This is a genomic window from Rugamonas brunnea (assembly GCF_014042345.1).
In the GTDB taxonomy this organism is placed as follows: domain Bacteria; phylum Pseudomonadota; class Gammaproteobacteria; order Burkholderiales; family Burkholderiaceae_D; genus Rugamonas; species Rugamonas brunnea.
This window is the reverse complement of the sequence record NZ_JACEZT010000014.1, coordinates 1-24071: the sequence shown is the minus strand read 5'-3', so window position 1 is coordinate 24071 and position 24071 is coordinate 1. Positions and strand designations below refer to the sequence as shown.

The following is a 24071-nucleotide window of genomic DNA, read 5'->3' as shown; positions in this document are numbered from 1 at the left end:
ATTCGTTTCGCTTTCCGCCGCCATGCGACCTAGTTGACCACTGTCCCCCGTTTAGGACGGAACACCGTGGCGTCTGCATAAAATGTCTCGTCCTGCCCTGGCCACCAGTCCGGTACGCCCAGCACCGGCAGCGGCGTGAAGCAGGCCGTCGTCAAACCCTGTTGCGCCAGATCCTGCGCAACATGCTCGTCCAGCCAGGCGCGCCGGCCTGCATCATCCAGCGCAAAATAATCGCCCCCGGCGACGACCACGCGGGTGTGCGCGGTGATCGCCTTGTAGGGCGCCACCAGTTTCTCCATCAGCGCATGACCGAACAACCAGACTTGCGCATCCGGGCCCCAACTGGCGCGCTGCTCGACGAACGCGGCGCGCCACTGATGGCCACGCAACGCATCGGCCAGCGCATGGCCGGCAACACTGTCGCGCACCACCAGCAAGGCGGCGTTCTCGTCGAACAGCGTGGCCGCGTCGCGGGCCGGGCCGCGCGACTTGCCGACGCCATCGCGCGCGATCTGCGCCGCCTGCAGCGCGTTCAGTTGCCGCTTGATGCGCGGGAAGCTGAGCCACACCAGGGCGTTGAAGAAATCGTGCAGGTTGTCGCGCGTAGGCACGCAGCCGGTGGCGCCGATGAATTCCTCATACGCGGTGCCGTCGGGCAGCGCGCTTTGCGGCACAAACCTCAGCGGCAGTCCCCGATGATTACATAAATCGAGCGCGGCTGCTCGCGCGTTGAATTTTTCGATCTCGCTGCCGGCGCCAGGCGCCAGCAGGGTCGCCGCCGCCCCTACCGTCTGATACCAGGGGCGCGGCCAGTCGATGGCGCCGAACACGCCTCAGACCATCTTCCAGTTGATGGTTTCGCCGGCGTTGAGCGGCACCACCTGCTGGTCGGCCAGCGGCAGCGTGGCCGGCAGCTCCCACGCTTCGCGCTTGAGCGTGATGGTGCCCGTGTTGCGCGGCAGGCCGTAGAAGGCCGGGCCGTTGAAGCTCGCGAAGGCTTCCAGTTTGTCGAGCGCGCCGGCGCGTTCGAACGCTTCCGCGTACAGCTCCATCGCGTGCAGGGCCGTGTAGCAACCAGCGCAGCCGCAGGCCGCCTCTTTGGCGCCCTGCGCGTGCGGCGCCGAGTCCGTGCCCAGGAAGAAGCGCTCGTCGCCGCTGGTGGCGGCCGTCATCAGCGCCAGGCGGTGTTCCTCGCGCTTGAGCACGGGCAGGCAGTAGTAGTGGGGACGGATGCCGCCCTTGAAGATCTCGTTGCGGTTGTACAGCAGGTGGTGGGCCGTGATGGTGGCGGCGATCGGGCCGTCCGCCTCGGCCACGTACTGGGCCGCGTCCTTGGTGGTGATGTGCTCGAACACCACGTTCAGGGCCGGGAAATCGCGGCGCAGCGGGCGCATCACGCGCTCGATGAACACGGCTTCGCGATCGAACAGGTCGATGTCGGGGTCCGTTACCTCGCCATGGACCAGGAAGGGCATGCCCACTTCCTGCATCATTTCCAGCGTCTTGTAGCAGTTGCGCAGGTCGGTCACGCCGGCGTCGGAATTGGTGGTGGCGCCGGCCGGGTACAGCTTGACGGCGTGGATGAAGCCACTTTCCTGGGCGCGCACGATCTCGTCAGGCGGGGTGTTGTTGGTCAGGTAGAGCGTCATCAGCGGCTCGAATTCCATCCCCTGCGGCAGCGCGGCCAGGATACGCTCGCGATAGGCCAGCGCCATGGCCGTGGTGGTGACGGGCGGCTTCAGGTTGGGCATGACGATGGCGCGGCCGAACTGGCGCGCGCTGTGCGGCAGCACGCTGGCCAGGGTGGCGCCATCGCGCAGGTGCAAATGCCAGTCGTCTGGACGGGTGATGGTCAGGCTCTGGGGGATGTGTTCGAAATCGGACATGGCAGCGGACTCTCAAATTGCGGATCCCGCCATTTTAACTGGTCGCGGGAATGGGTGCCCGGTTGCGGGGTCATGGCTGACATAACTGCCAGAAGATGAAATTCTTGCAACCACCCGCGAGCGGAATCGCCCCTATCGGATGATGGCCACCCGCCGCTGCAACCGCCGGGCCGCCCACGACAGCAGACAGCACAGCACGAAGTACACCACCGCCACGAACGTGTACATTTCCACCAGCCGCCCGTCGCGCTGGGCGACCTTGCTGGCTGCGCCGACGAAATCGGGCACCGACAGCACATACACCAGCGACACGTCCTGGAACAGCACGATGGTCTGGGTCAGCAGCACCGGCAGCATGTTGCGGAACGCCTGCGGCAGCACGATGTGCCACATGGTGCGCCCGTAGCCCAGCCCCAGCGCCTGCGCCGCCAGCACCTGCCCGCGCGGAATGGCCTGTATCCCGCCGCGCATGATCTCGCAGTAGTAGGCGGCCTGGAACAGGGTGAATGTGATCAGCGCCGACCAGAACGTGCCCACCTTGATCGGTTCGTCCGCCCCGATCAGCCACGCCGCCACGTACGGCACCAGGAAATAGAACCAGAAGATCACCAGCACCAGCGGCACGGCCCGCACCAGGTTCACGTAGCCGGCCGCCGCCAGCGCCAGCGGCCGGCGCCGCGACATGCGGCCCAGCGCCAGCAGCGTGCCCAATGCCACGCCACCCAGCATGGCCAGCACCGTCAGCTCCAGCGTGAACGTCATCCCCACCTGGAACAGGTAGACCCAGGAACGGGCGATGACGTCGAAATCGAACTGGGCGAACATGCTCAGTGCCTGCCTAATGTGCCGGGCAGCGCCAGCCGCCGTTCCAGCCAGTGCATGGCGGCGATCACCACCAGGTTGGCCAGCACGTAGATGGCGGTGGCGGCGGAAAACGCTTCGAACACCTGGAACGAGAATTCCTGGATGGCGCGCGCGCTGGCCGTCAGTTCCATCAGGCCGATGGTGAGCGCCACGGAACTGTTCTTGATGATGTTGAGGAATTCGCTCGTCAGCGGTGGCAGCACGATGCGCAGCGCCAGCGGCAGCAGCACGTAGCGGTAGGCCTGCGGCAGGCGCAGTCCCAGCGCCAGCGCGGCCAGCCGCTGCCCACCGGCCAGCGCCTCGATGCCGGCCGTGACCTGCACCGCCACCCGGGCCGACGTGAAGAAGCCCAGGCACACGACGGCCGTGAGGAAGGGCGCGTTGGGCAGCGCCTTGAGCCAGTCGCCGGCCGCCTGCGGCAGCAGTTCCGGCATCACGAAAAACCACAGGAACATCTGCACCAGCAGCGGCACGTTGCGGAACAATTCCACGTAGGCCGTGCCCAGCCGCCGCAGCCACGGCGAAGGCAGCGTGCGCAGCGTGCCCACGGCCAGCCCCAGCGCCAGCGCCATCACCCAGCCGCACAGCGAGGTGGCCAGGGTCCAGCCCAGGCCCGACAGCAGCGTGTCCCAGTAGGTGTGGACGCCGTCGGGCGAGAGCTCGCCGAAGATGGCCCAGTTCCAGTGGTAATGCATATCACTTCCTGCGGCTGGCCGCCTTCTGCGCCGCCGGCACCTCGGCATAGGCGGCCGGATCGGGCGAGTCGGTCGGCTTGGCGATCACCGCCTTCAGCTGGGGCGGCATGGGGAAGTTCAGGTTGATGCCCTTGGGCGGGATGGGACTGAGGAACCACTTGTTATAGATCTTGATGAAATCGTCGGACTGGTACAGCCGCGTGAGCGCCGCGTCCACCACCTGCTTGAAGGCCGGGTCGTCGCGCCGCAGCATGATGCCGTACGGTTCCACCGACAGGGCTTCCTTGGTGATCTCGAACTCGCCCGGATTGCGCGAGGTGGCCACCTGGCTGGCCAGCAGGATGTCGTCGTTGGCCTCGGCCACGGCGCGCCCCGTCTCCAGCATCAGGAACGATTCGGGATGGTCCTTGCCCACCACGATGTTCATGCCCAGCTGCTGCTCGTTGTTCAGGATCGTCATCTGCTTGAGCGTGGTGGTGCCGGCCGTGGCCACCAGCGTCTTGCCCTTCATGTCGGCCAGGCTGCGGATGTGCGAGGACTTCTTGGCCAGCAGCCGGTTGGCGATCACGAACATGGTGGGCGCGAACGCCACCTGCTTCTGGCGCTCGGCGTTGTTGGTGGTGGAGCCGCATTCAAGGTCGATGGTGCCGTTGGCCATCAGCGGGATGCGGTTGGCCGCCGTCACGGGATTCATCTGCACCTTCAGGCCCGTCAGGCCCAGCTGCTTCTGCACCGCCACCACCACCTTCATGCACAGGTCGACGGAATAGCCCTGGTACTGCTGCTTGTCGTCGAGGTAGGAGAACGGAATGGAGCCGTCGCGCACACCGAGCGTGATGGTGCCGGTGCGCTTGATTTTGGCCAGCGTGCCGCCGGCCTCCTCGGCGCCGGCATGCGCCGCCAGTAGCAGGCCCGCCGCGCAGGCCAGGGAGATGAACAGGGACTTATGTAAGCTACTATGTACGCTACTCGAACCAGCCATGATTCCTCCTTCAGCAGAAAAAATCCAACCATTGCGAATCGTACTGCGCGTTGCTCCTTCAGTGGATGATACGCGCCAGGAAGTCGCGCGCCCGCTCGGAACGGGGCGCGCCAAAGAATTCGTCCTTGCCGCAGTCTTCCAGGATGCGGCCGTGGTCCATGAACACCACGCGGTTCGCCACCCGTTTGGCGAAGCCCATCTCGTGGGTCACCACCATCATGGTCATGCCATCCTGCGCCAGGCCCACCATCACGTCCAGTACTTCGTTGATCATTTCGGGATCGAGCGCCGACGTGGGTTCGTCGAACAGCATCGCGATCGGGTCCATGGACAGGGCGCGGGCGATGGCCACGCGCTGCTGCTGGCCGCCCGACAGCTGGTTCGGATACTTGTCCTGCTGCGCCAGCAGGCCCACGCGGTCCAGGTACTTCAGGCCGCGCGCCGTGGCTTCGTCCAGGCTGCGGCCCAGCACTTTGGTCTGCCCCAGCGTCAGGTTGTCGCGCACCGACAGGTGGGGGAACAGTTCGAAATTCTGGAACACCATGCCGATCCGCGCCCGCAGCGCCGGCAGGTCGGTGCCGGGCGCGCCGACGGACACGCCGTCCACCGTCACCGTCCCCTGCTGGAACGGCTCCAGCCCGTTGACGGTCTTGATCAGGGTCGATTTGCCGGAGCCGGACGGCCCGCAGATCACCATCACATCGCCCTTGGCCACGCTGGTGCTGCAATCGGTGAGCACCTGGAACTGGCCGTACCATTTACTGAGTTTGTCGATCGCTATCATGCTTTTCCGTCGCCAAAGAGGCCCAGGCGCGGCCCCGAACGGGCGCCCGCGCGCGCTTGACAGTACCCTTGCCCGCAAGGATACTGCGGAACTTGCTCATAGTTTCATCAGTTTACAAGGCTGGACCGCGCGATATTCACGTCATCGTTGCGGCCCTTTGACGCTATTGTGCACGAGATCGCGCGGCGACAGCGACCCTGTTGCAGCGCCGGCCACGCCAGAGAGACACTACCACAGGAACTCAAAAAATATGAAAAAACAAAGCCGATTGACCACCTACATCCTCGTCGGACTGGTGCTGGGCATCTTCGCCGGCTACCTGGCCAACCTCAATCTGTCCGATCCGGCCGGATTTGCCGACATCATGTCGCTGGTGACGACCCTGTTCCTGCGCCTGATTAAGATGATCATCGCGCCGCTGGTCTTTTCCACCCTGGTGGTGGGTATCGCCCGCATGGGCGACGCCAGCGAAGTGGGTCGTATCGGTATCAAGACGCTGGGCTGGTTCTTCATCGCCTCGCTCATTTCGCTGACCCTGGGCCTGGTGCTGGTCAACATGTTCCACCCCGGCGACGCGCTGCTGGGCCACCTGCCGGCCACCACCGCCGCCAGCGGCATCACCACTGCCGGCTTCACGCTGAAGGATTTCGTCACCCACCTGGTGCCGGCCTCCATCATCGAAGGCATGGGCAAGAACGAGATCCTGCAGATCGTGATCTTCTCGCTGTTCTTCGGTTCGGCCGCTGCCGCCGTGGGCGAAAAATCGGCGCCCATGGTCGACGCGCTCGACGGCGTGGCCCACGTGATGCTGAAAGTGACGGGCTACGTGATGAAGTTCGCCCCGTTCGCCGTGTTCGCGGCCGTGGCCGGCGTGATCGGCAAAAGCGGCCTCGGTGTGCTCAAGACCTACGGCGTGTTCATGTCCGAGTTCTATTTCGGCATTGCGCTGCTGTGGGCACTGCTGATCGCCATCGGCTTCCTGTTCCTGGGCAAACGCGTTGGCGGCCTGATGGCCGAAATGCGCGGCCCGGCCCTGCTGGCCTTCTCCACCGCGTCGAGCGAAGCGGCCTACCCGAAAACGCTGGAAGGCCTGGAGCGCTTCGGTGTGCGTAACCGCATCGCCGCCTTCGTGCTGCCGATCGGCTACTCGTTCAACCTGGATGGCTCGATGATGTACTGCACCTTCGCCACCGTGTTCATCGCCCAGGCTTACGGCATCGAAATGTCGCTGGGCCAGCAGATGACGATGATGATGGTGCTGATGCTGACCTCCAAAGGCATGGCCGGCGTACCGCGCGCCTCGCTGGTGGTGATCGCCGCTACGCTGGGCCAGTTCAACATCCCGGAAGCGGGCCTGGTGCTGCTGCTCGGTATCGACCACTTCCTGGACATGGCCCGTTCCGCCACCAACGTGATCGGCAACAGCATCGCCACCGCTGTCGTGGCCAAGTGGGAAGGCGAACTGGTTGACCCGATCCGCCGCGACCTGGCCGACGCACCGCTGCCATAACACTGGCGCGATCGCTCAACAAAAAGGCTTCCCGAGGGAAGCCTTTTTTCATGCGGCGACGAGCTTATTTCACGACTGTTCGGCCACCATCCGGTCCGGGCCCGGGCTGGCCGGCGAGGCAAGGTCTTCGTCGACACGCGCCTGCTGGCGCAACCACATCTGCGCATACAACCCATCGGCCGCCAGCAACGACTGGTGCGTGCCGCGCTCCACGATGCGGCCATGGTCGAGCACCAGGATCTGCTCGGCGTCGGCCACCGTGGACAAACGGTGCGCGATCACCAGCGTGGTGCGGCTGCGGGCGATCTCCTTCAACTGGGCCTGGATCGCCTGCTCGGCCTTGGAGTCCAGCGCCGACGTGGCTTCGTCGAAGATCAGGATGGCAGGATTCTTGAGCAGCGTGCGCGCGATGGCCACGCGCTGCTTCTCGCCGCCCGACAGCTTGAGTCCGCGCTCCCCCACCATCGAGCCGTAACCGTCCGGCAGGCTCTCGATGAAGTCGTGGATGGACGCCGCCTTGGCCGCCGCCACGATCTGCTCCTTGGTGGCGCCCGGCTTGCCGTAGGCGATGTTGTATTCGATGGTGTCGTTGAACAGCACCGTATCCTGCGGCACGATGCCGATCGCGTGGCGCAGCGAGTCCTGCGTTACGACGCGCAGGTCCTGGCCATCGATGGTGATGCTGCCGCCGTTGACTTCATAGAAGCGGAACAGCAAGCGCGACAAGGTGGACTTGCCCGAACCGCTGTGTCCCACCACGGCCGTGGTGGTGCCGGGCGCGATCGTGAAATCGACATCGAACAGGATCTTGCGCTTGGACTCGTAGCTGAAATCGACGTGCTGGAAACGCACTTCGGCGCCGTGCGTGCGCAGCGGCTGGGCGTCCGGGGCGTCGGCCACTTCACGGTGCTCATCGAGCAGCGAGAACAAACGCTCCATGTCGGCCAGGCTTTGCTTGATCTCGCGGTAGATCACGCCCAGGAAGTTGAGCGGGATGTAGAGCTGGATCATGAACGAGTTGACCAGCACCAGGTCGCCCAGCGTCATGGTGCCGGCGATTACGCCCGCCGTGGCGCGCCACAGGATCAGCGTGACGGCGCTGGCGATGATCAGCGACTGCCCCGTGTTGAGCAACGACAGCGACGTTTGCGATTTGACGGCGGCCGACTCGAAACGCTGCAAGCCCTCGTCGTAGCGGCGCGCCTCGTAATCCTCGTTGCCGAAGTATTTGACCGTCTCGTAGTTGATCAGCGAATCGATGGCCTTGGTGTTGGCCTTGGAATCGAGGTCGTTCATGGTGCGGCGGAAGTGGGTGCGCCAGTCCGTCACGAACACGGTGAAGGCGATGTAGAGCACCAGCGCGCAGAAGGTGATGACGGAGAACCAGATGTCGTAGTGCGTGACCAGGTAGCCCAGCACCAGCGTGATCTCCACCAGCGTCGGCAGGATGTTGAACAGCGTGTACGAGATCAGCGAACCGACGCCGCGCGTGCCCCGTTCAATGTCGCGCGTCATGCCGCCCGTCTGACGGTTCAGGTGGAAGCGCAGCGACAGCGAATGCAGGTGGCGGAACACCTTGAGCGCGATGGTGCGCACGGCCCGCTGCGTGACGCGCGCGAACAGGAACTCGCGCAGCTCCGTGAACAGCGTGGTCGACACGCGCAACACGCCGTAGGCCAGCAAGGCGCCCAGCGGCAGCACCAGCAGCGCTTGCGGATGATTGGGGTTGACGCTGAGCGCATCGATCAGCCGCTTCATCACCAGCGGCACGCCGACGTTGGCCAGCTTGGCGCCTACCAGGCACAGCAGCGCCAGCAGCACGCGCCATTTGTAGACCCACAGGTAAGGGAGCAGGGTTTTCAGGGTGGCCAGGTCGCTGCGGGTGGCGACACGGGCGTCCGGCGCGGGGCCGGAGGAAGAGGGAGGATGGCGGCGCATGGCAAAGGTCTGCTTTTTATGGTTCAATCTAAACCATTGTAGCCCTTCACGAGATTTTGCGATGACCACCCCAGAAAACACGACACCCTGCCCCGAACACCGCGGCCTGCCCGTTGGCCGCATGCCGGAACTGCGCATGATGCCCGCGCCGTCCGATGCCAACGTCTACGGCGACGTGTTCGGCGGCTGGATCATGTCCCAGGTGGACATCGCCGGCTCACTGCCGGCCACGCGCCGCGCCAATGGCCGCGTGGCCACCATCTCGGTCAATTCCTTCGTGTTCAAGAACCCCGTGTTCGTGGGCGACCTGCTGTCGTTCTACGCCGATATCGTCAAGGTCGGCAACACCTCGATCACCGTCAACGTCGAAGTGTATGCCGAGCGCAATCGCCTGCAGGCCTGCACCGTCAAGGTGACGGAAGCGACGCTGACCTACGTGGCCACGGACTCGGACCGCAAGCCGCGCAAGGTGCCGCCGCTGGAAACCCTGCTGGCATAAGGCGCGCCGGCGCATGGAAGCCGCGCGCCGCCACTTCCTCGTCCACGGCGCCCGCCTGGCGGCGCTGGCCACCGCCGGCGCCAGCGGCGTCCGCCACGCCGCCGCCCAGCCCAACGCGCCCTACCCGTTCACGCTGGGCGTGGCCTCCGGTTCACCGCTACCGGACGCGGTGGTGATCTGGACCCGCATCCTGTTCGATCCCCTGAACGCGGCCGCCATGCCGCCGCTGGCCTATGCCGTGCGCTGGGAGATGGCCGAGGACGAAGCGTTCCGCCGCCTCACCGCGCGCGGCACGGCCAGCGCCGTCCCCGCGCTGGCGCACAGCGTGCACGTGGACGTCACCGGCCTGGCGCCGGACCGCTGGTACTGGTATCGCTTCCTGCTGGGCGACGCGGTCAGCCCCGTGGGCCGCACCCGCACGGCGCCGGCGCCCAACGCCATGCCGGGGCAACTCAAGCTGGCCGTGGCGTCCTGCCAGCACTGGGAATTCGGCAGCTACGCGGCGCACCGCCACATCGCCGCCGCCGCACCGGACCTGGTGGCCTTCCTGGGCGACTACATCTATGAATGGGGCCCCTACCAGTTGCACCACCCGCTGGCGGCCCTGCGGACGGCCGAGAGCTTCACGCTGGCCGAATACCGGGCCCGCTATGCCCAATACAAGACCGATCCCGACCTGCAGGCGGCGCACGTGGCCGCGCCGTGGATCGTCACCTGGGACGACCATGAAGTGGCCAACGACTACGCCAACGACCACGATGAGCGCCTCGATCCCCGTTTCGCCGAACGGCGCGCGGCAGCCTACCAGGCCTTCTATGAGCACATGCCGCTGCGCTTGCCGGCACCATCAACGGCAGCGACAGCAGCAACGGCAGCGCCGCCGCCGGGAGGCTTCGGCCAGCTGCGCATGTACCAGCGCTACGACTGGGGGCGGCTGGCCCGCTTCCATGTGCTGGACGACCGCCAGTACCGCGCCTATCCGGCCTGCCTGCCGCCGGGCCGGGGCGGTTCCAGCTCCGTCTACCTGCGCGATTGTCCCGCGCTGCGCGACCCGTCGCGCACCATGCTGGGCGCCCGGCAGCAGGCCTGGCTGGAACAGGGGCTGCAATCGTCGCGCGCGCGCTGGAACGTGCTGGCCCAGCAGACGCTGATGGCGCAGAACAGCCAGGTGCCGCTGCGCACGGAGCAGGATGGCCGCTTCTGGACCGATGGCTGGGATGGGTACCCGATGGCGCGCCAGCGCCTGTACGACGCGCTGCGCGCCAGCCACGCGGCCAATCCATTGGTGCTGTCGGGCGATGTGCACAGCTTCTTCGCCGCCGAACTGCGGCGCAATCCGCTGCGGCCCGTGTCGGCCGCCAATCCCGTGCTGGCCACGGAATTCTGTGGCACTTCCGTCACCTCGCCTTCGCGCCCGCAGGCGCGCACGGCGCAGTACGTGGCCATGAACCAGGAACTGAAATTCGGCCGTAGCGACAAGCGCGGTTACATGCTGCTCACGTTCACGCCGGACGACTGCACGGCGCTGTTCCAGGCGCTGGACGACGTGCATGATCCCGCGTCCGGCGTGGCCACGCTGGCCCGCTTCCGGGTAGTGAACGGCAAGCCAGGACTGGCGCCCGGCTAGCCTTGCATCACCGGGACCGCGTCCTATACTGGGAAGACCATCTCCAGGAGGCCAGTCATGTTGAAGGTGAAGGAAGACGAGGTCGCGCAGGAACTTGACACCTGGCTGCAGCGCGCACTGACCCAGCCGCTCGTGATCGAGCCGGCCGGGCGTGATGCCGTGGTCATGCTGTCGCTGGCCGAATTCGAACGGCTGCAGGACGCGGAAGACGAACACTGGGCGGCCTGCGCCCGCCGCGCCAACACCGAAGGTTACCTCGACCACGACCACGAAGTGCGCCAGCGCCTGGCCGAAGCCATGCGCGCCCGCTGCCTGAACAGCATCCGACAGAAAAGCGGCGCCTGAACCGGCCGCGCCAAAAAAAATCGCCCGGCTTGGCGGGCGATCTTCTATGGCGGGAGCCGGTGTGCGTCAGGCGGCCTGCTTCTCGTCGCGCAGCTGGCGGCGCAGGATCTTGCCCACGTTGGTCTTGGGCAGCTCGTCGCGGAACTCGATGTATTTCGGCTTCTTGTAGGCCGTCAGTTCATGCTTGCAGTAGTCCTGCAGCTGGTCGGCCGTCAGGTTCGGGTCCTTGCGCACCACGAACAGCTTCACGGCTTCGCCCGAGTTCTTGTCCGGCACGCCGATGCACGCCACTTCCAGCACGCCCGGATGGGCCGCCACCACGCCTTCGATCTCGTTCGGGTACACATTGAAGCCCGACACCAGGATCATGTCCTTCTTGCGGTCCACGATGCGGGTGTAGCCGCGCTCGTCCATGATGCCCACGTCGCCGGTCTTGAAGAAGCCGTCGGCGGTCATACACTTGGCCGTCTCGTCGTCGCGCTGCCAGTAGCCAGCCATCACCTGCGGACCACGGATGGCGATTTCGCCGGCCTGGCCATATGGCAGCGGATTGCCGTCGTCGTCCAGGATCTGGATTTCCGTCGACGGGATCGGCAGGCCGATGGTGCCCGTGAATTCCTTGATGTCGACCCGGTTGGCCGTGGCCACGGGCGAGGTTTCCGACAGGCCGTAGCCTTCGATGATGGGGGTGCCCGTCAGCTTGAGCCAGCGGTCGGCCACGGCTTGCTGCACGGCCATGCCGCCGCCGTTGCAGATCTTGTAGGACGAGAAGTCGAGCTTGGCGAAGTCGGGGTTGTTGAGCAGCGCGTTGTACAGCGTGTTCACGGCCGGGAACACGCTGACCTTGTACTTGGCCAGTTCCTTGACGAAGCCGGGGATGTCGCGCGGATTCGGGATCAGCAGGTTCATGCCGCCCAGGCGCATACCCATGAAGCCGCTGATGGTCAGCGAATAGATGTGGTACAGCGGCAGCGCGCACACGAACACCCGCTGCTCCTGCTGCGGCGGCAGTTGCAGCCACGCTTCGTTCTGCAGCACGTTGGCCACCACGTTACGGTGCAGCAGCACGGCGCCCTTGGACACGCCCGTGGTGCCGCCCGTGTATTGCAGGAAGGCGATGTCGTCATGGCCTTGCTTGACGGGCTTGAGCTTCAGGCGCGCGCCCTCGGCCAGCACTTGCTTGAACGAGATGGCCTTGGGCAGCGAATAGGCGGGCACCATCTTCTTGACCTTGCGCACCACGAAATTGACCAGCATGCCTTTCAGGCCGCCCAGCAGGTCGCCCATGCTGCCCACGATCACGTGCTTGACCTTGGTGCTGGCCACCACCTGCTGCACCGTGGTGGCGAAGTTTTCCAGCACGATGATGGCTTCGGCGCCCGAATCGTTCAGCTGGTGCTGCAGTTCGCGCGGCGTGTACAGCGGGTTGACGTTGACCACCGTGTAGCCGGCGCGCAGGATGGCGGCCATGGCCACCGGATATTGCAGCACGTTGGGCAGCATGATGGCTACGCGCGCGCCCTGCTTCAAGCCCTTGCTTTGCAGCCAGGCGCCCATGGCGGCCGACAGACGGTCCAGCTCGCCGTAGGTGAGGAACTTGTCCATGCAAACGTAGGCGTTGCGATCGGAGAACTTGCGGAATGCCTCCTCCAGGATGTGGGTGACCGAACGGTATTGCGTGATATCGATCTCCGCCGGCACGCCTTCGGGGTAGGACTTCAGCCAAATCTTTTCCATCTATTGCCTCATTATCAGGTTAACGGCGCCAGCGCCAGGTTCGTTTGCTATGGTTTTAAAAACGATAAGGCCGGCAAGCCACCACGCTCGCCGGCCGCGATTATATGTCCGCTAGGCGGCCTGCTTGACGGCCGCCGGCGGTTCGTCGCGCAGCGCGCGGCGCAGGATCTTGCCGACGTTGGTCTTGGGCAGCTCATTGCGGAACTCGATGTATTTCGGCTTCTTGTAGCCCGTGAATTGTTCCTTGCAATAGGCCATCAGCTGGTCCACGGTCAGGTTCGGGTCCTTGCGCACCACGAACACTTTGACCGCCTCGCCCGAATGCTCATCCGGTACGCCCACGCACGCGCATTCGAGCACGCCGGGGTGGGCCGCGATCACGCCTTCCAGCTCGTTCGGGTAGACGTTGAAGCCCGACACCAGGATCATGTCCTTCTTGCGGTCGACGATCTTCACGTAGCCGCGCTCGTCCATGACGCCGACGTCGCCGGTCTTGAAGTAACCGTCCGGCGTCATCACCTTGGCCGTCTCGTCCGGACGGTTCCAGTAGCCCACCATCACTTGCGGACCGCGGATGGCGATCTCGCCGGCCTGGCCCAGCGCCACCGGCTGGCCGTCGTCGTCCAGGATGGTGACGTCGGTGGACGACACCGGCAAGCCGATGGTGCCGGAGAATGCCGTGCTGTTGGCCGGATTGCTGGTGGCCAGCGGCGACGTTTCCGACAGGCCGTAGGCTTCCACGATCGATTTGCCGGTGGCCTTCAGCCACTTGTCGTTGACGGCTTGCTGCACCGCCATGCCGCCGCCGTTGGCGACCTTGAGCGCGGAGAAATCGAGCGACGCGAATTGCGGGTGGTTGACCAGCGCGTTGTACAGCGTATTCACGGCCGGCAGCACGTTGATCTTGTATTTGCTCAATTCCTTGATAAAGCCCGGAATGTCGCGCGGATTGGGGATCAGCAGGTTGAGCGCACCGGCGCGCGCGCCCCACAGCGCGCAGGCCGTCAGCGCGAAGATGTGGTACAGCGGCAAGGCGCACACCACGGTCAGCGCTTCCTGCGACTGGCCGATGGCCGGCGCCGACCAGGCCTCGACCTGCAGCACATTGGCCACCAGGTTGCGGTGCGTGAGCGTGGCGCCCTTGGAGACGCCGGTGGTGCCGCCCGTGTATTGCAGGAAGGCCACATCGGACGGTTGCAGTTCGACCGGCGTCAGCTTCATGCGGCCGCCCTGCGACAGCGCATCCTTGAAGCGCACGGCGTTGGGCAGCGAGAACGGCGGCACCATCTTCTTGACGCTGCGCACCACGAAATTGACCAGCATGCCCTTCAGGCCGCCCAGCATTTCGCCCATGCTGGCGACAATGATGTGCTTGACGCGGGTCTTGCTCAACACTTGTTCCAGCGTGTTGGCGAAGTTTTCCAGCACGATGATGGCTTCGCTGCCCGAGTCATTGAGCTGGTGTTCCAGTTCGCGCGGCGTGTACAGCGGATTGACGTTGACCACGGTATAGCCGGCGCGCAGGATGGCGGCCACGGCGATCGGGTATTGCAGCACGTTGGGCAGCATCACGGCCACGCGCGCGCCCGGCTTCATGCCACGGCTTTGCAGCCAGGCGCCCAGACGCTTCGACAGCGCATCGAGTTCGGCGTAGGTCAGGAATTTATCCATGCAGACGTAGGCATTGCGGTCTGCATATTTGTGAAACGCTTCTTCCAGCAGTTGCACCAGGGAGCGATATCGATCAGGATCAATATCAGCCGGCACACCAGGGGGATACGACTTCAACCAGATTTTCTCCATCCTGTGCCTCTTGTCTCGATATTATCGTTGTGGAAACCGGCGCACAGGGCCGGGAAGCAGGGTCAGGCGCTCCCCCGGCACGCGAGCGCCGTGAAAGTACTTGAACCGATGCTATATAAACGAACGCTCGTGCGCAAGCGCTTTCAAGCCGATTGGAGCAAGCCTTCTAAGCGTGCTGAAGCGTATTTTTTTGACAACAGCAATGCTGCGATGCAGCATCATTGCACGGCGCCGGCAGCCGGTGCCGGCATGGCGTTGTTCTCCGCATTAAGCATGGCGGGGCGTCCAAGCCACTGCAAGCGTTGCTGGCGTTGCGCGACCGTCATGTCCGCCAGTGATCGCACTGCAGCATAAAAATGCGGGAAAGTCTTTTCCTGCGCCAGCAGCGCGCGGAATCCCGGCAAATCCTGCTCGTAGGTGGCCACGGCGCTGAGGTGGGCGTTGTTCAGCGGCTCAGCGAACCAGCGGTCATAACCGGCGTAACCGCCCCAGCTTTCCTTGAGTTTCAGGTAATCGGCCTTGAGGGCGGCGAAGATGCGCGCCTTCTCCTCGCGCTTGTGGTGGGCGCTGACGTGGCGCGCGTAGTTGGCGGCCAGCGCCGCGCGATGCTTGACCAGCAAGGCCAGGAATTGCTCGCGCCGCGCATGGTAACGGGCATAGCCTTCGCGCATGGCGTCGTTGCCATACAGGTCCAGCCACAGTTGCACACCGGCTTCCTCGACGGCGGTGGCGAAGCCTTCGTTGAACTGGCTGTCGCCCTGCACGTAGACCACCTGGTGGGCCAGCTCGTGGAAGATCATGCGCGCCAGTTCGGCATCAGAATAGTTGATGAAGGTGGACAACAGTGGATCGCTGAACCAGCCCAGCGTGGAATAAGCCGGCACGCCGCCCACCTGGACGTCGTCGCCCTCGGCACGCAGCTCGGCGGCGTAGGCGAACGCGTCCTCCTTGCTGTAGTAGCCCCGGTAGCTGACGCAGCCGGCGATGGGAAAGCACCACTGGATGGGCCGCAGCGACAACTCCGGCGTCGCCACCACGTTCCACAGCACAAACGGCCGCGACAGGGCCGCGTAGTTCTTGTAGCTGGCGTTATCGGGCAGGCCCAGGTGGCGCACGGCGAAGCGCCGGATCAGCAGAGCTTTTTCCAGCCTGGCCTTCAGTTGGGGATCGGTGCTGGGATCGCCCAGCCAGTCTTCAATCGGCCGGGCGTCCGACCACAGCGAATACTGGCCCTGGGCGGCCTGGATGTAATACTTGAACTGGGCGCAACCGGCCAGCATCAGCGCAAGCCCGCTCCCCACCAGCCAATACCTGGCGCGGAAGAACAGACTGCGGAACTGGCCCATGGCACACCTTCATGCGGCAACTTTCTCGACTTGTACCAGTGTATCGTAAAACGTGGGGCCACGGCCCATGTCGGTCAGCGCCTGGCTGGTCACCTCGTTGGCGTTCTTGCCGTCGCTGGCCAGCTTCTTCCACCACACGGACAAGCCCACCACCAGCCCCGCCCGCGCCTTGGTCGTCACGCGCGCCTTGGCCACGAAAGCGCCGCGGTCGTTGAAGATGCGCACCATGTCGCCATCGGCGATGCCGCGCGCAGCGCAGTCGTCCGGGTGGATGTCGAGGTGGGGCTCGCCTTCAGCCGCGCGCAGGCTCTTCACGTTGACGAAGGTGGAATTGAGGAAATTGCGGGCCGGCGGCGAAATCATGGCCAGCGGGTAGCGCGCCGCCAGTTCCGGGTTGCTGCCCGGCGATTCGTAGGGCGCGTTGTAGGACGGCAGCGGATCGAGGCCGTCGGCCGCCATGGTGGCCGAATAGAACTCGCACTTGCCCGATGGCGTGGGGAAACCGCCGTCGGCAAATGGCGCGTCCGGCATGGCCAGCTTTTGCCAGCCCTTGCGCTTGAGCGACTCCCAGTCGAAGTGGATGGCGCGCGGGCTGTCGCGCCGGAAGGCCTGGGCCGCCAGCTGGTCGTCGCTTTCCTGGAAGCAGGGATCATCGAAGCCCATGCGGGCCGCCAGCAAGCGGAAGATTTCCGTGTTGGGCTTGGCTTCGCCGATCGGCGCGATGGCCGCGTTGTTGGCCATCATGTACGAGTGGCCGTAGGCCGTGTGGACGTCCACGTGTTCGAGCTGGGTGGTGGCGGGCAGCACGATGTCGGCATAGTCCGCCGTATCGGTCTGGAAATGTTCGAGCACGACGGTGAACAGATCCTCGCGCGCGAAACCGGCCGCCACCTTGGGCGAATCGGGCGCGATGGCCACCGGGTTGGCGTTGTAGACGATCACCGCCTCGACCTGGGGGCCGAACGCGGCCGAGGCCGGGCGCAGCAGGTCGTCGCCGATGGTGGCCATATTGATGGTGCGCGGCGCGTTCGGCAGCAGGTCGGGCCGCTGCAGGGCCGGCTTGTCGGTGGGGAAGGCGCCGGACGCCGACAATTGCACGCCGCCGGCCGGGTGGCGCCAGGCGCCCACCAGCGCCGGCAGGCAGGTGATATTGCGCACCGACATGCCGCCGCCGCGCACGCGCTGCACGCCATAGTTGAGGCGGATGGCCACCGGCTCGCCGGCCTTGGCCATCTGGCCGTAGACGCGGGCCAGTTCCACCACCTCGTCCACGGTGATGCCGCAGGTGGCGGCCACGCGCTCGGGCGTCCACTCGGCGGCGCGCTGCTTGAGTTGCTCGAAGCCCAGCGTGTGGCGGGCCACGTAATCGTGGTCGAGCAGGTCTTCCTTGATCAGCACGTGCATCATGCCCAAGGCCAGGGCCGCATCCGTGCCCGGCATCAGCGCAATGTGCTGGTGGCATTTTTCTGCCGTCAGCGAACGGTAGGGGTCGATGGCGATCAGCTTGGCGCCGCGCCGCTTGGCTTCCTGGGCCCGGGTCCAGAAGTGCAAGTTGGAGGCGATGGGATTGCCGCCCCAGATCAGGATCAGTTTGGCGTTCTGGAACTGTTCCAGGTCGGTGCCGATGGTGGCGCCCATTGTATATTTGTAGCCGGTCGCGCCGGCCGAGGCGCAGATCGTGCGGTCCAGCAGCGACGCGCCCAGTTGATGGAAGAAGCGGGCCGACATGGAATCGCCCTGCACCAGCCCCATGGTGCCGCAATAGTTGTACGGCAAAATCGCTTCGGGCGCGCGCGCGGCAATCTCCTTGAGGCGGGCGGCGATGGTGTCTAGCGCCTCGTCCCAACTGATGCGCTCGAACTTGCCCTCGCCCTTCTTGCCCACCCGGCGCAGCGGGTGCAGCAGGCGCTCGGCGTGGTAGGTGCGTTCCGTGTAGCGCGACACCTTGGTGCACAGCACGCCGGCCGTGGGCGGATGGTCGGGATCGCCCTTGACCTCGGTGGCCACGCCATCTTCCACCGTGACCAGCAGGGCACAGGTATCGGGGCAGTCATGCGGGCAGGCGGCGCGAACGTGGGTGATCGTCATGTCGGGTTCCAAAAAGCGTACACTGAAACCGCTATCGTAAACGATTCCGGCGCAGCGCACCGCCCGTCGGGTTGGCGCTGGATTTCCCGCTGTTACAAGGGCTACAATGCCTGATCTCGCAGGCGGCCTCGGCAGGCTGCGACACCCAACACGGAGACAGCAATGAAACTAGTTGAGCCTATCCTGGCGTTTCAATCCGAATTGCAGCAGATCCGGCGCGACCTGCACGCCCATCCCGAGCTGTGCTATGAGGAACGGCGCACATCCGACGTGGTGGCGGCCAAGCTGACGGAATGGGGCATCCCCATCCTGCGCGGCATGGGCCAGACGGGCGTGGTCGGCATCATCAAGCACGGCACCTCGCAGCGCGCGGTGGGCCTGCGGGCCGACATGGACGCGCTGCCCATGCAGGAGATCAACACCTTCGAGCACGCCTCGCGCCACCCCGGCAAGATGCACGCCTGCGGCCACGACGGCCACACGGCCATGCTGCTGGGCGCGGCCCGCTACCTGGCCAGCCACCGCAACTTCGACGGCACCGTTTACGTGATCTTCCAGCCGGCCGAGGAAGGCGGCGCCGGTGCCCGCAGCATGATCGCCGACGGCCTGTTCGAGAAGTGTCCGATGGATGCGATCTACGGCATGCACAACTGGCCCGGCGCCCCCACCGGCACACTGAGCGTGACGGAAGGGCCGATGATGGCATCGAGCAATGAATTCCATGTCACCATCAAGGGCAAGGGCGCGCACGCGGCCCAGCCCCACAATGGCATCGACCCGGTGATGGTGGCCGTGCAGATCGCGCAAAGCTGGCAAACCATCATCACGCGCGAGAAAAGCCCGCTCGATACGGCCGTGCTGTCGATCACCCAGATCCACGCCGGCAGCGCCACCAACGTGATTCCGGACGAAGCCAAGATGGTGGGCACGGTGCGCACCTTCACCACGCCAGTGCTGGACTTGCTGGAAACGCGCATGGGCGAGATTGCCCGCCACACGGCCGCCGCCTTCGGCGCCGACGTCGATTTCGAGTTCAAGCGCAACTATCCGCCGCTGATCAACCACGCGCGCGAAACCCAGTTCGCGCTGGACGTGATGCGGGAGGTGGCCGGGGCCGACAACGTCAACCCCAGCGTGGAGCCGACCATGGGCGCGGAAGACTTCGCCTTCTTCCTGCAAGCCAAGCCGGGCTGCTACGTCTTCATCGGTAATGGCGAAGGCGGCCACCGCGATGGTGGCCACGGCCTGGGCCCGTGCGTGCTGCACAACGCCAGCTACGACTTCAACGACGACCTGCTGCCGATCGGCGCAAGCTTCTGGGTGCGGCTGGCGGAAAAGAGCCTGCCGCTGGCGAAGTAAGTCACCAGCGGGGCCAGCGGCAACTCAGGCCAGCTTGTCCGGCGCCGTGCCCACGCGCTGGCCCGGATTCAGGCGCTCCAGTGCCAGCAGGGCGGCCGAATGGTCGGCCTGCGGGTAGACCTGCTCGATGGTCTCATAACGCTGCGTGACCAGCTCGGTGACGGGCAAGGTCACGCCAGCGGCCGCTGCGGCAGCCAGGATGTTGCGCTGGTCCTTGATCTGCGTCTTGACCTGGCCGCCGGCGACGAAATTGCGCTCCAGCATGCGCTGGCCATGCACCTCCAAAATCTTGCTCTCGGCGAAACCGCCACGGATGGCCGTGCGCACGGCGGCCGGGTCGGCGCCGGCTGCCTGCGCCAGCAGCAACGCTTCGGCCACGATGTTGAGCGTCGCGCCCACGATCAGCTGGTTGCACAACTTCGATACCTGACCGCTGCCGGCCGGGCCCACCAGCGTGGGCCGCCCCATGGCCGCCAGCACCGGCTCGGCCTGGGCGAAATCCTGGGCGCTGCCACCGGCCATGATCGCCAGCGTACCGGCCTGGGCGCCGCCCACGCCGCCGGACACGGGGGCGTCGATGAAGCGCCGGCCCTGCGCGGCGAGCAAGGCGTGGAACTGCTGCGCCTCCGACTGGCGGGTCGAGCTCATGTCGATCCAGAGCGCGTTGGGCGCGAGCGCCGGCAAGGCGGCTTCCAGCACCAGTGCCACGGTGGGGCCCGCCTCCAGCATGGAAATGACGATGTCGGCGTCGCGCACGGCTTCATCGAGCTGCTGCACGGGCACGGCGCCGGCCTCAGCCAGCGCTTGCGCCTTGCTGTGGGTGCGGTTCCAGGCCTTGACGCTATAGCCAGAATTCAACAGCCGGCGTACCATCGGGTCTCCCATCAAGCCGATGCCAAGAAAGGTGATGCGCATGGGGGTACTTACTCCTGAAAAGGTCGATATTGCTATCAATTTAAGAAAATTCTCACGCTAAAACATTTTGTTGGAACCCCGGTACAATCAGGTCAGCCGTATCCGTGGAGAGATACAGCTTTTTAATTGTAAGGATACTATGTTCGCTAAAAAGTTGATTGCGGCAGCCGCCGCATTGTTGGCCGTGCACGCGGCACAGGCAGCAGATGGTAGTGTGATCGATTCCGTTTCCGTTGACTATGGCAGTTCCGCTAAGGTGCGTATGGTGCGCCTGGGGGTGCAGAAGGATTGGAGCGCACGCTGGTTCCAGTCCAACGGCAGCCACCTGAGCGGCTACTGGGACGCCAGCTTCGGCTTCTGGCGTGAATACCAATACCAGAACGTGTCGGGCGCCCATGAAAACCTGACCGACATCGGCTTCACCCCGGTGTTCCGCTGGGAGCACGACAACAAGAAGGGCATCTATTACGAAGGCGGCATCGGTGTGCACCGGCTGTCCGAGCTGTACAACAACGATACCTACCGCTTGTCCACGCTGTTCCAGTTTGGCGACCACATCGGCATTGGCTATGTGCTCGACAACAACTGGGAGATCGGCGCCAAGATCCAGCACTTTTCCAATGGCGGTTACCGCAAGCCCAACACGGGCGTGAACTTCCTGGAACTGAAGGCGTCGTACCACTTCTGACGGCCACGCCCGATTAAGAAAACCGCCATGTGGCCGTGCGACGATCTTGAGCGTCGCACGCGCACATGGCGGTCTTTTTTTACGCGTTCGATTCCGCGACGATCTTCCAGGCCTGGCCTTCCTTGGCCCAATACTGTTTCTTGCGCACGGCATGGCGGTAGCGGCCCACCACGGTTTCCTGGATGAAGTTGCTAACGATGATCTCTTCCTTGCTGGGTTCCCGGAAATAGCTGGGATCGATCACGGTCACGCTGACCTTCTTGGCCCCGGGCAGGAATTGCTGCTTGGCCAGCCAGGTGTCCACATCCTCGTCATTGGCGGACTTGAAGTGCGCCGAATAATGCGAGCGCAGGCCCGCTTCGTCGCGCCGCTCCACGTCGCGCCGCCAACTTTCCACCAGGCCGGTGGCCAGCTTGAGGTCGTTCTCCATGACGGATTTGGTGACGAACTCCACCTGGTCGCCAATCAGCACCGGGGTCTTGCCGATTTCCACCGTGCGGGTCAGCTTGAACAGGTCGTCATTGCTGACCACCACGCAACCGTCCGTGGACAGCGGCGGCCGGCTGAACGTTTCCGGTGGCGTGCCGTGCACCCAGATGCCGGAACCGCCGCGGCCGTGGACCTTGTCCCAATCGTTCGGATAGTCGAGCGGCAAGGCGCCCTTGCCATACATGTCGGGCAGCTTCACGCCGGGCAGGCGGCCGACGATGTAGTACACGCCGATCGGCGTGCGCATGTCGCCTTCGCGCGACTTGTTGATGCCCAGCTTGCCCTGGCTGACGTAAAAGTCCGACAGCAGGCGCAACTGGTCATTGCGGTTTTCGTACAGGTAAAGCCGGGAATGCTTGGCGTCCACGATCAGGGCATGGCGCTGGTCCTTGCGCATCTGCAGCAAGGCGCGCGGTACCAGCGAGGCTGCGGGGCGGCCAGGCTGGGCCTGGAAGCGCACGGCCGCTTCGCGCCGCAGGTCGGCCAGCCGCGCTTCCGCGCCAACGGGCACGGCCGCGCCCAGCATGGCCACGGGACGGGTATGCATCAACAGCAAGTCACCGCGCAGCAGGTGGCCAAGACGGAAATTCGGATAGGCTTCGACCAGCGCGTCCGCCTTGTCCTGCGCGGCGCGCAGATTATTCTCAGCCAATTCCCGGTAGATGTCGGACAACAACTCTTCAGGGTCGGCCTTCTGGACTACCGGCGCATGGCGCGCCTTGACGGGCTTTTTTGCGGCAAGGCTGCTCCCTCCCCCCAATAACCCCATGAGGAGGACGCACAGCACACGACTTGTCCGCCAATCTTGCATAAATCTAAAGTGTGACATCAGCTACCCGAGGACTCCTGCTTGATCTGCCATTTTCCACCATTTTTGATCAGCACGAGCGTTTTCCGGCTACGAGCCGTTAATCGGTCGGATTCATAGGTCTGCCGGAACGTCACTTTGGCCGTATTGCCATGAACATCGACTTCGGGTGTGCCGATCTCCACGTGGATGCGGCCCTTGCCGGCGATGCGCGCGCGGCGCTCCTCGGCCCAGGCCTTGCGCGACATGCCCTTGGGCGGCTCGAACTCATTGGCGTAATAGCCCAGATAGCCATCGACGTTCTGCGCCGACCAGGCTTTGGCCCAGCCATGCACCTGTTTCAGGACCGCATCGTTCTCGCTGTTATCTGGTTTGGCCGGTTCCGGCTTGGGGGCCGGCTTCGGCAGTTCCACCTTGGCCAGCACAGGCGCCGGTGCAGGTTTAGGCGGCTCCGCCTTCACTGGAGCGGGAGCAGGCTTGGCCGGTTCCACCTTCGCTGGGACGGGCGCTGGCGCGGCCACGGGCTTGGCGGGTTCAACCTTCGCCAGCACCACCGGCGCCGCCGGTTTGGCAGGCACAGGGGCCGGCATCGGCACTGCCTTGGGCGGTTCGACCTTCGCCAGCACGGGAGCCGGTGCCGGTGCCGGGGCCGGTGCGGGCGCCGGCTTGGCGGCCACGGCCGGCGGCGGCGTCACCGCCAATGCCGGAATGCGCTGTGGCGGCATGGACTTGGCCGTGTTCGGCGACAATGGCGTGATCAGTTGTACAGGCGCATTGGCCACGGGATGGGCCGGTGCTGGCGCGGCTTGCGCCACTTGCGGTTCCGGCACGGTCACCTTGGCGCCGGTGCTGCTGGAGAACGTGCGCAGCAAGGTCAGCTTGGACTTGGCGGGCGTGTTGTTGGCGCCCAGGGCCAGCGCCTTGTCGTAGGCCTGGCTGGCCATCTTGCCATAGACATCGCCCAGGTTCTCATAGGCCGTCATATAGCTGGGATTGGTGCGGATGGCCTTTTCCAGCGCGATGCGCGCCTTCTCGTACTGGCCGTTGGCCGCGTACAGGACAGCCAGGTTATTATAGGGTTCAGGCAAATCGCGGTAATCTTCGGTCAGCTTGGTGAAGACGGCAATGGCTTCGTCCGACTTGTTCTGTTCGGTCAGCAAGACGCCTTTCATGAAGCGCATTTGCGGATCGGACGGGTGCTTGGCCAGGAACTCATTGGTCTTGACCAGCGCTTCGGCCACTTTGCCTGCACGCAGCAATTTACTCACATCCGCGACTTCATCGGCCTGCGACGGCGACGCCCACAACAGTGCAATCATGCCGGAATACCCCAGCAACCGGGCAATGGCGCGACGCATGCTCGGGGCGGAAACCTTGTTGTTGCTACTGGTTGGAGCAGTCTTAATTTTCATTGAGTTCTAAAGCTGGCGCGAAAGGGGACATGGTACACCTTCTATTTCCTCATATCAAAAGTAAGGAAAGATACGGATGCTTTTAGTAACGGATACCCAACAATGATGACAAACAAATACCGCAGACGAAAAAAAACCCCGCCGACACATGTCAGCGGGGTTTTTTCATAATAACTAGCTTGACGATAACCTACTTTCACACTGGTTGCAGCACTATCATCGGCGCAGAGTTGTTTCACGGTCCTGTTCGGGATGGGAAGGGGTGGGACCAACTTGCTATGGTCATCAAGCTTTGA

The 24071-nt window shown here is 64.6% G+C and carries 20 protein-coding genes and 1 rRNA gene; 6 read left to right on the top strand and 15 right to left on the bottom strand.

Going from position 1 to position 24071, the window contains the following annotated elements:
• Positions 1 to 29: 29 nt before the first annotated feature.
• The 6 genes from H3H37_RS19120 to H3H37_RS19095 all read right to left on the bottom strand — a co-directional run bounded on the left by H3H37_RS19120 (position 30) and on the right by H3H37_RS19095 (position 5211).
• Complete coding sequence (locus tag H3H37_RS19120) at positions 30 to 830, bottom strand: DUF3025 domain-containing protein (protein WP_182165498.1); 801 nt, start codon at positions 828 to 830, stop codon at positions 30 to 32.
• 3 nt (positions 831 to 833) lie between these two features.
• Entirely contained in the window at positions 834 to 1886 is a 1053-nt protein-coding gene (gene pyrC, locus H3H37_RS19115) for a dihydroorotase (RefSeq protein WP_182165496.1), read from the bottom strand.
• 132 nt (positions 1887 to 2018) lie between these two features.
• A complete protein-coding gene (locus tag H3H37_RS19110) occupies positions 2019 to 2711 on the bottom strand; it encodes an amino acid ABC transporter permease (protein ID WP_182165494.1) in 693 nt (230 codons plus the stop codon).
• Positions 2712 to 2713: 2 nt separating this feature from the next.
• Positions 2714 to 3445 (bottom strand): amino acid ABC transporter permease, encoded by a 732-nt coding sequence (locus H3H37_RS19105; RefSeq protein ID WP_182165492.1) that lies wholly within the window; start codon positions 3443 to 3445, stop codon positions 2714 to 2716.
• Between the two features lies 1 nt (position 3446).
• Positions 3447 to 4427, bottom strand: coding sequence for an amino acid ABC transporter substrate-binding protein (locus tag H3H37_RS19100; protein WP_182165490.1), 981 nt, complete (start codon positions 4425 to 4427; stop codon positions 3447 to 3449).
• Between the two features lie 58 nt (positions 4428 to 4485).
• Positions 4486 to 5211, bottom strand: coding sequence for an amino acid ABC transporter ATP-binding protein (locus H3H37_RS19095; protein WP_182165488.1), 726 nt, complete (start codon positions 5209 to 5211; stop codon positions 4486 to 4488).
• Between the two features lie 250 nt (positions 5212 to 5461).
• Between H3H37_RS19095 and H3H37_RS19090 the strand changes: the two genes are divergently transcribed.
• On the top strand, positions 5462 to 6721 hold the full coding sequence (locus H3H37_RS19090) for a dicarboxylate/amino acid:cation symporter (RefSeq protein WP_182165486.1): 1260 nt from the start codon (positions 5462 to 5464) through the stop codon (positions 6719 to 6721).
• A 69-nt stretch (positions 6722 to 6790) separates the two neighbouring features.
• On the opposite strand, the gene H3H37_RS19085 is transcribed toward H3H37_RS19090, so the two are convergent.
• Positions 6791 to 8659, bottom strand: coding sequence for an ABCB family ABC transporter ATP-binding protein/permease (locus tag H3H37_RS19085; RefSeq protein WP_182165484.1), 1869 nt, complete (start codon positions 8657 to 8659; stop codon positions 6791 to 6793).
• A gap of 61 nt (positions 8660 to 8720) precedes the next feature.
• On the opposite strand from H3H37_RS19085, the gene H3H37_RS19080 reads away from it, so the two are divergent.
• Genes H3H37_RS19080 through H3H37_RS19070 form a run of 3 tightly spaced genes read left to right on the top strand, consistent with a single transcriptional unit; the run spans position 8721 to position 11130 of the window.
• Positions 8721 to 9158 (top strand): acyl-CoA thioesterase, encoded by a 438-nt coding sequence (locus H3H37_RS19080; protein WP_182165482.1) that lies wholly within the window; start codon positions 8721 to 8723, stop codon positions 9156 to 9158.
• Between the two features lie 13 nt (positions 9159 to 9171).
• The gene (locus tag H3H37_RS19075; RefSeq protein ID WP_182165480.1) at positions 9172 to 10785 is read left to right on the top strand and encodes an alkaline phosphatase D family protein; all 1614 of its coding nucleotides are present in this window, start codon (positions 9172 to 9174) and stop codon (positions 10783 to 10785) included.
• A gap of 57 nt (positions 10786 to 10842) precedes the next feature.
• Entirely contained in the window at positions 10843 to 11130 is a 288-nt protein-coding gene (locus tag H3H37_RS19070) for a hypothetical protein (RefSeq protein ID WP_182165478.1), read from the top strand.
• 66 nt (positions 11131 to 11196) lie between these two features.
• On the opposite strand, the gene H3H37_RS19065 is transcribed toward H3H37_RS19070, so the two are convergent.
• From H3H37_RS19065 to H3H37_RS19050, 4 genes are all read right to left on the bottom strand, one after another.
• Positions 11197 to 12867 (bottom strand): long-chain fatty acid--CoA ligase, encoded by a 1671-nt coding sequence (locus H3H37_RS19065; RefSeq protein WP_182165476.1) that lies wholly within the window; start codon positions 12865 to 12867, stop codon positions 11197 to 11199.
• A gap of 111 nt (positions 12868 to 12978) precedes the next feature.
• Complete coding sequence (locus H3H37_RS19060; RefSeq protein WP_182165474.1) at positions 12979 to 14670, bottom strand: long-chain-fatty-acid--CoA ligase; 1692 nt, start codon at positions 14668 to 14670, stop codon at positions 12979 to 12981.
• A gap of 218 nt (positions 14671 to 14888) precedes the next feature.
• Positions 14889 to 16016 carry an aminopeptidase gene (locus H3H37_RS19055; protein WP_375540019.1) on the bottom strand — a complete coding sequence of 376 codons (1128 nt, stop codon included), beginning with the start codon at positions 16014 to 16016 and terminating at the stop codon, positions 14889 to 14891.
• A 9-nt stretch (positions 16017 to 16025) separates the two neighbouring features.
• Positions 16026 to 18104: a molybdopterin-containing oxidoreductase family protein gene (locus H3H37_RS19050; protein WP_182165472.1), complete on the bottom strand. Its 2079-nt coding sequence runs from the start codon at positions 18102 to 18104 to the stop codon at positions 16026 to 16028.
• A gap of 162 nt (positions 18105 to 18266) precedes the next feature.
• Here H3H37_RS19050 and H3H37_RS19045 point away from each other — a divergent pair, with 162 nt between their 5' ends.
• Complete coding sequence (locus tag H3H37_RS19045; protein ID WP_182165470.1) at positions 18267 to 19463, top strand: M20 aminoacylase family protein; 1197 nt, start codon at positions 18267 to 18269, stop codon at positions 19461 to 19463.
• 24 nt (positions 19464 to 19487) lie between these two features.
• Here H3H37_RS19045 and H3H37_RS19040 read toward each other — a convergent pair whose 3' ends face one another.
• Positions 19488 to 20378 (bottom strand): NAD(P)-dependent oxidoreductase, encoded by an 891-nt coding sequence (locus H3H37_RS19040; protein WP_182165468.1) that lies wholly within the window; start codon positions 20376 to 20378, stop codon positions 19488 to 19490.
• 214 nt (positions 20379 to 20592) lie between these two features.
• Here H3H37_RS19040 and H3H37_RS19035 point away from each other — a divergent pair, with 214 nt between their 5' ends.
• Positions 20593 to 21066, top strand: a complete 474-nt coding sequence (locus H3H37_RS19035; protein WP_311197554.1) for an acyloxyacyl hydrolase — start codon at positions 20593 to 20595, stop codon at positions 21064 to 21066.
• Positions 21067 to 21145: 79 nt separating this feature from the next.
• Here the strand turns inward: H3H37_RS19035 and H3H37_RS19030 are convergent, their stop codons facing one another.
• The 3 genes from H3H37_RS19030 to rrf form a co-directional block, all read right to left on the bottom strand.
• Positions 21146 to 22228: a L,D-transpeptidase family protein gene (locus H3H37_RS19030; protein WP_229218917.1), complete on the bottom strand. Its 1083-nt coding sequence runs from the start codon at positions 22226 to 22228 to the stop codon at positions 21146 to 21148.
• Between the two features lie 155 nt (positions 22229 to 22383).
• Positions 22384 to 23682, bottom strand: coding sequence for a L,D-transpeptidase Cds6 family protein (locus tag H3H37_RS19025; RefSeq protein WP_229218916.1), 1299 nt, complete (start codon positions 23680 to 23682; stop codon positions 22384 to 22386).
• 270 nt (positions 23683 to 23952) lie between these two features.
• Positions 23953 to 24065: ribosomal RNA gene (rrf, locus tag H3H37_RS19020) — 5S ribosomal RNA — on the bottom strand.
• Between the last annotated feature and the right edge of the window lie 6 nt (positions 24066 to 24071).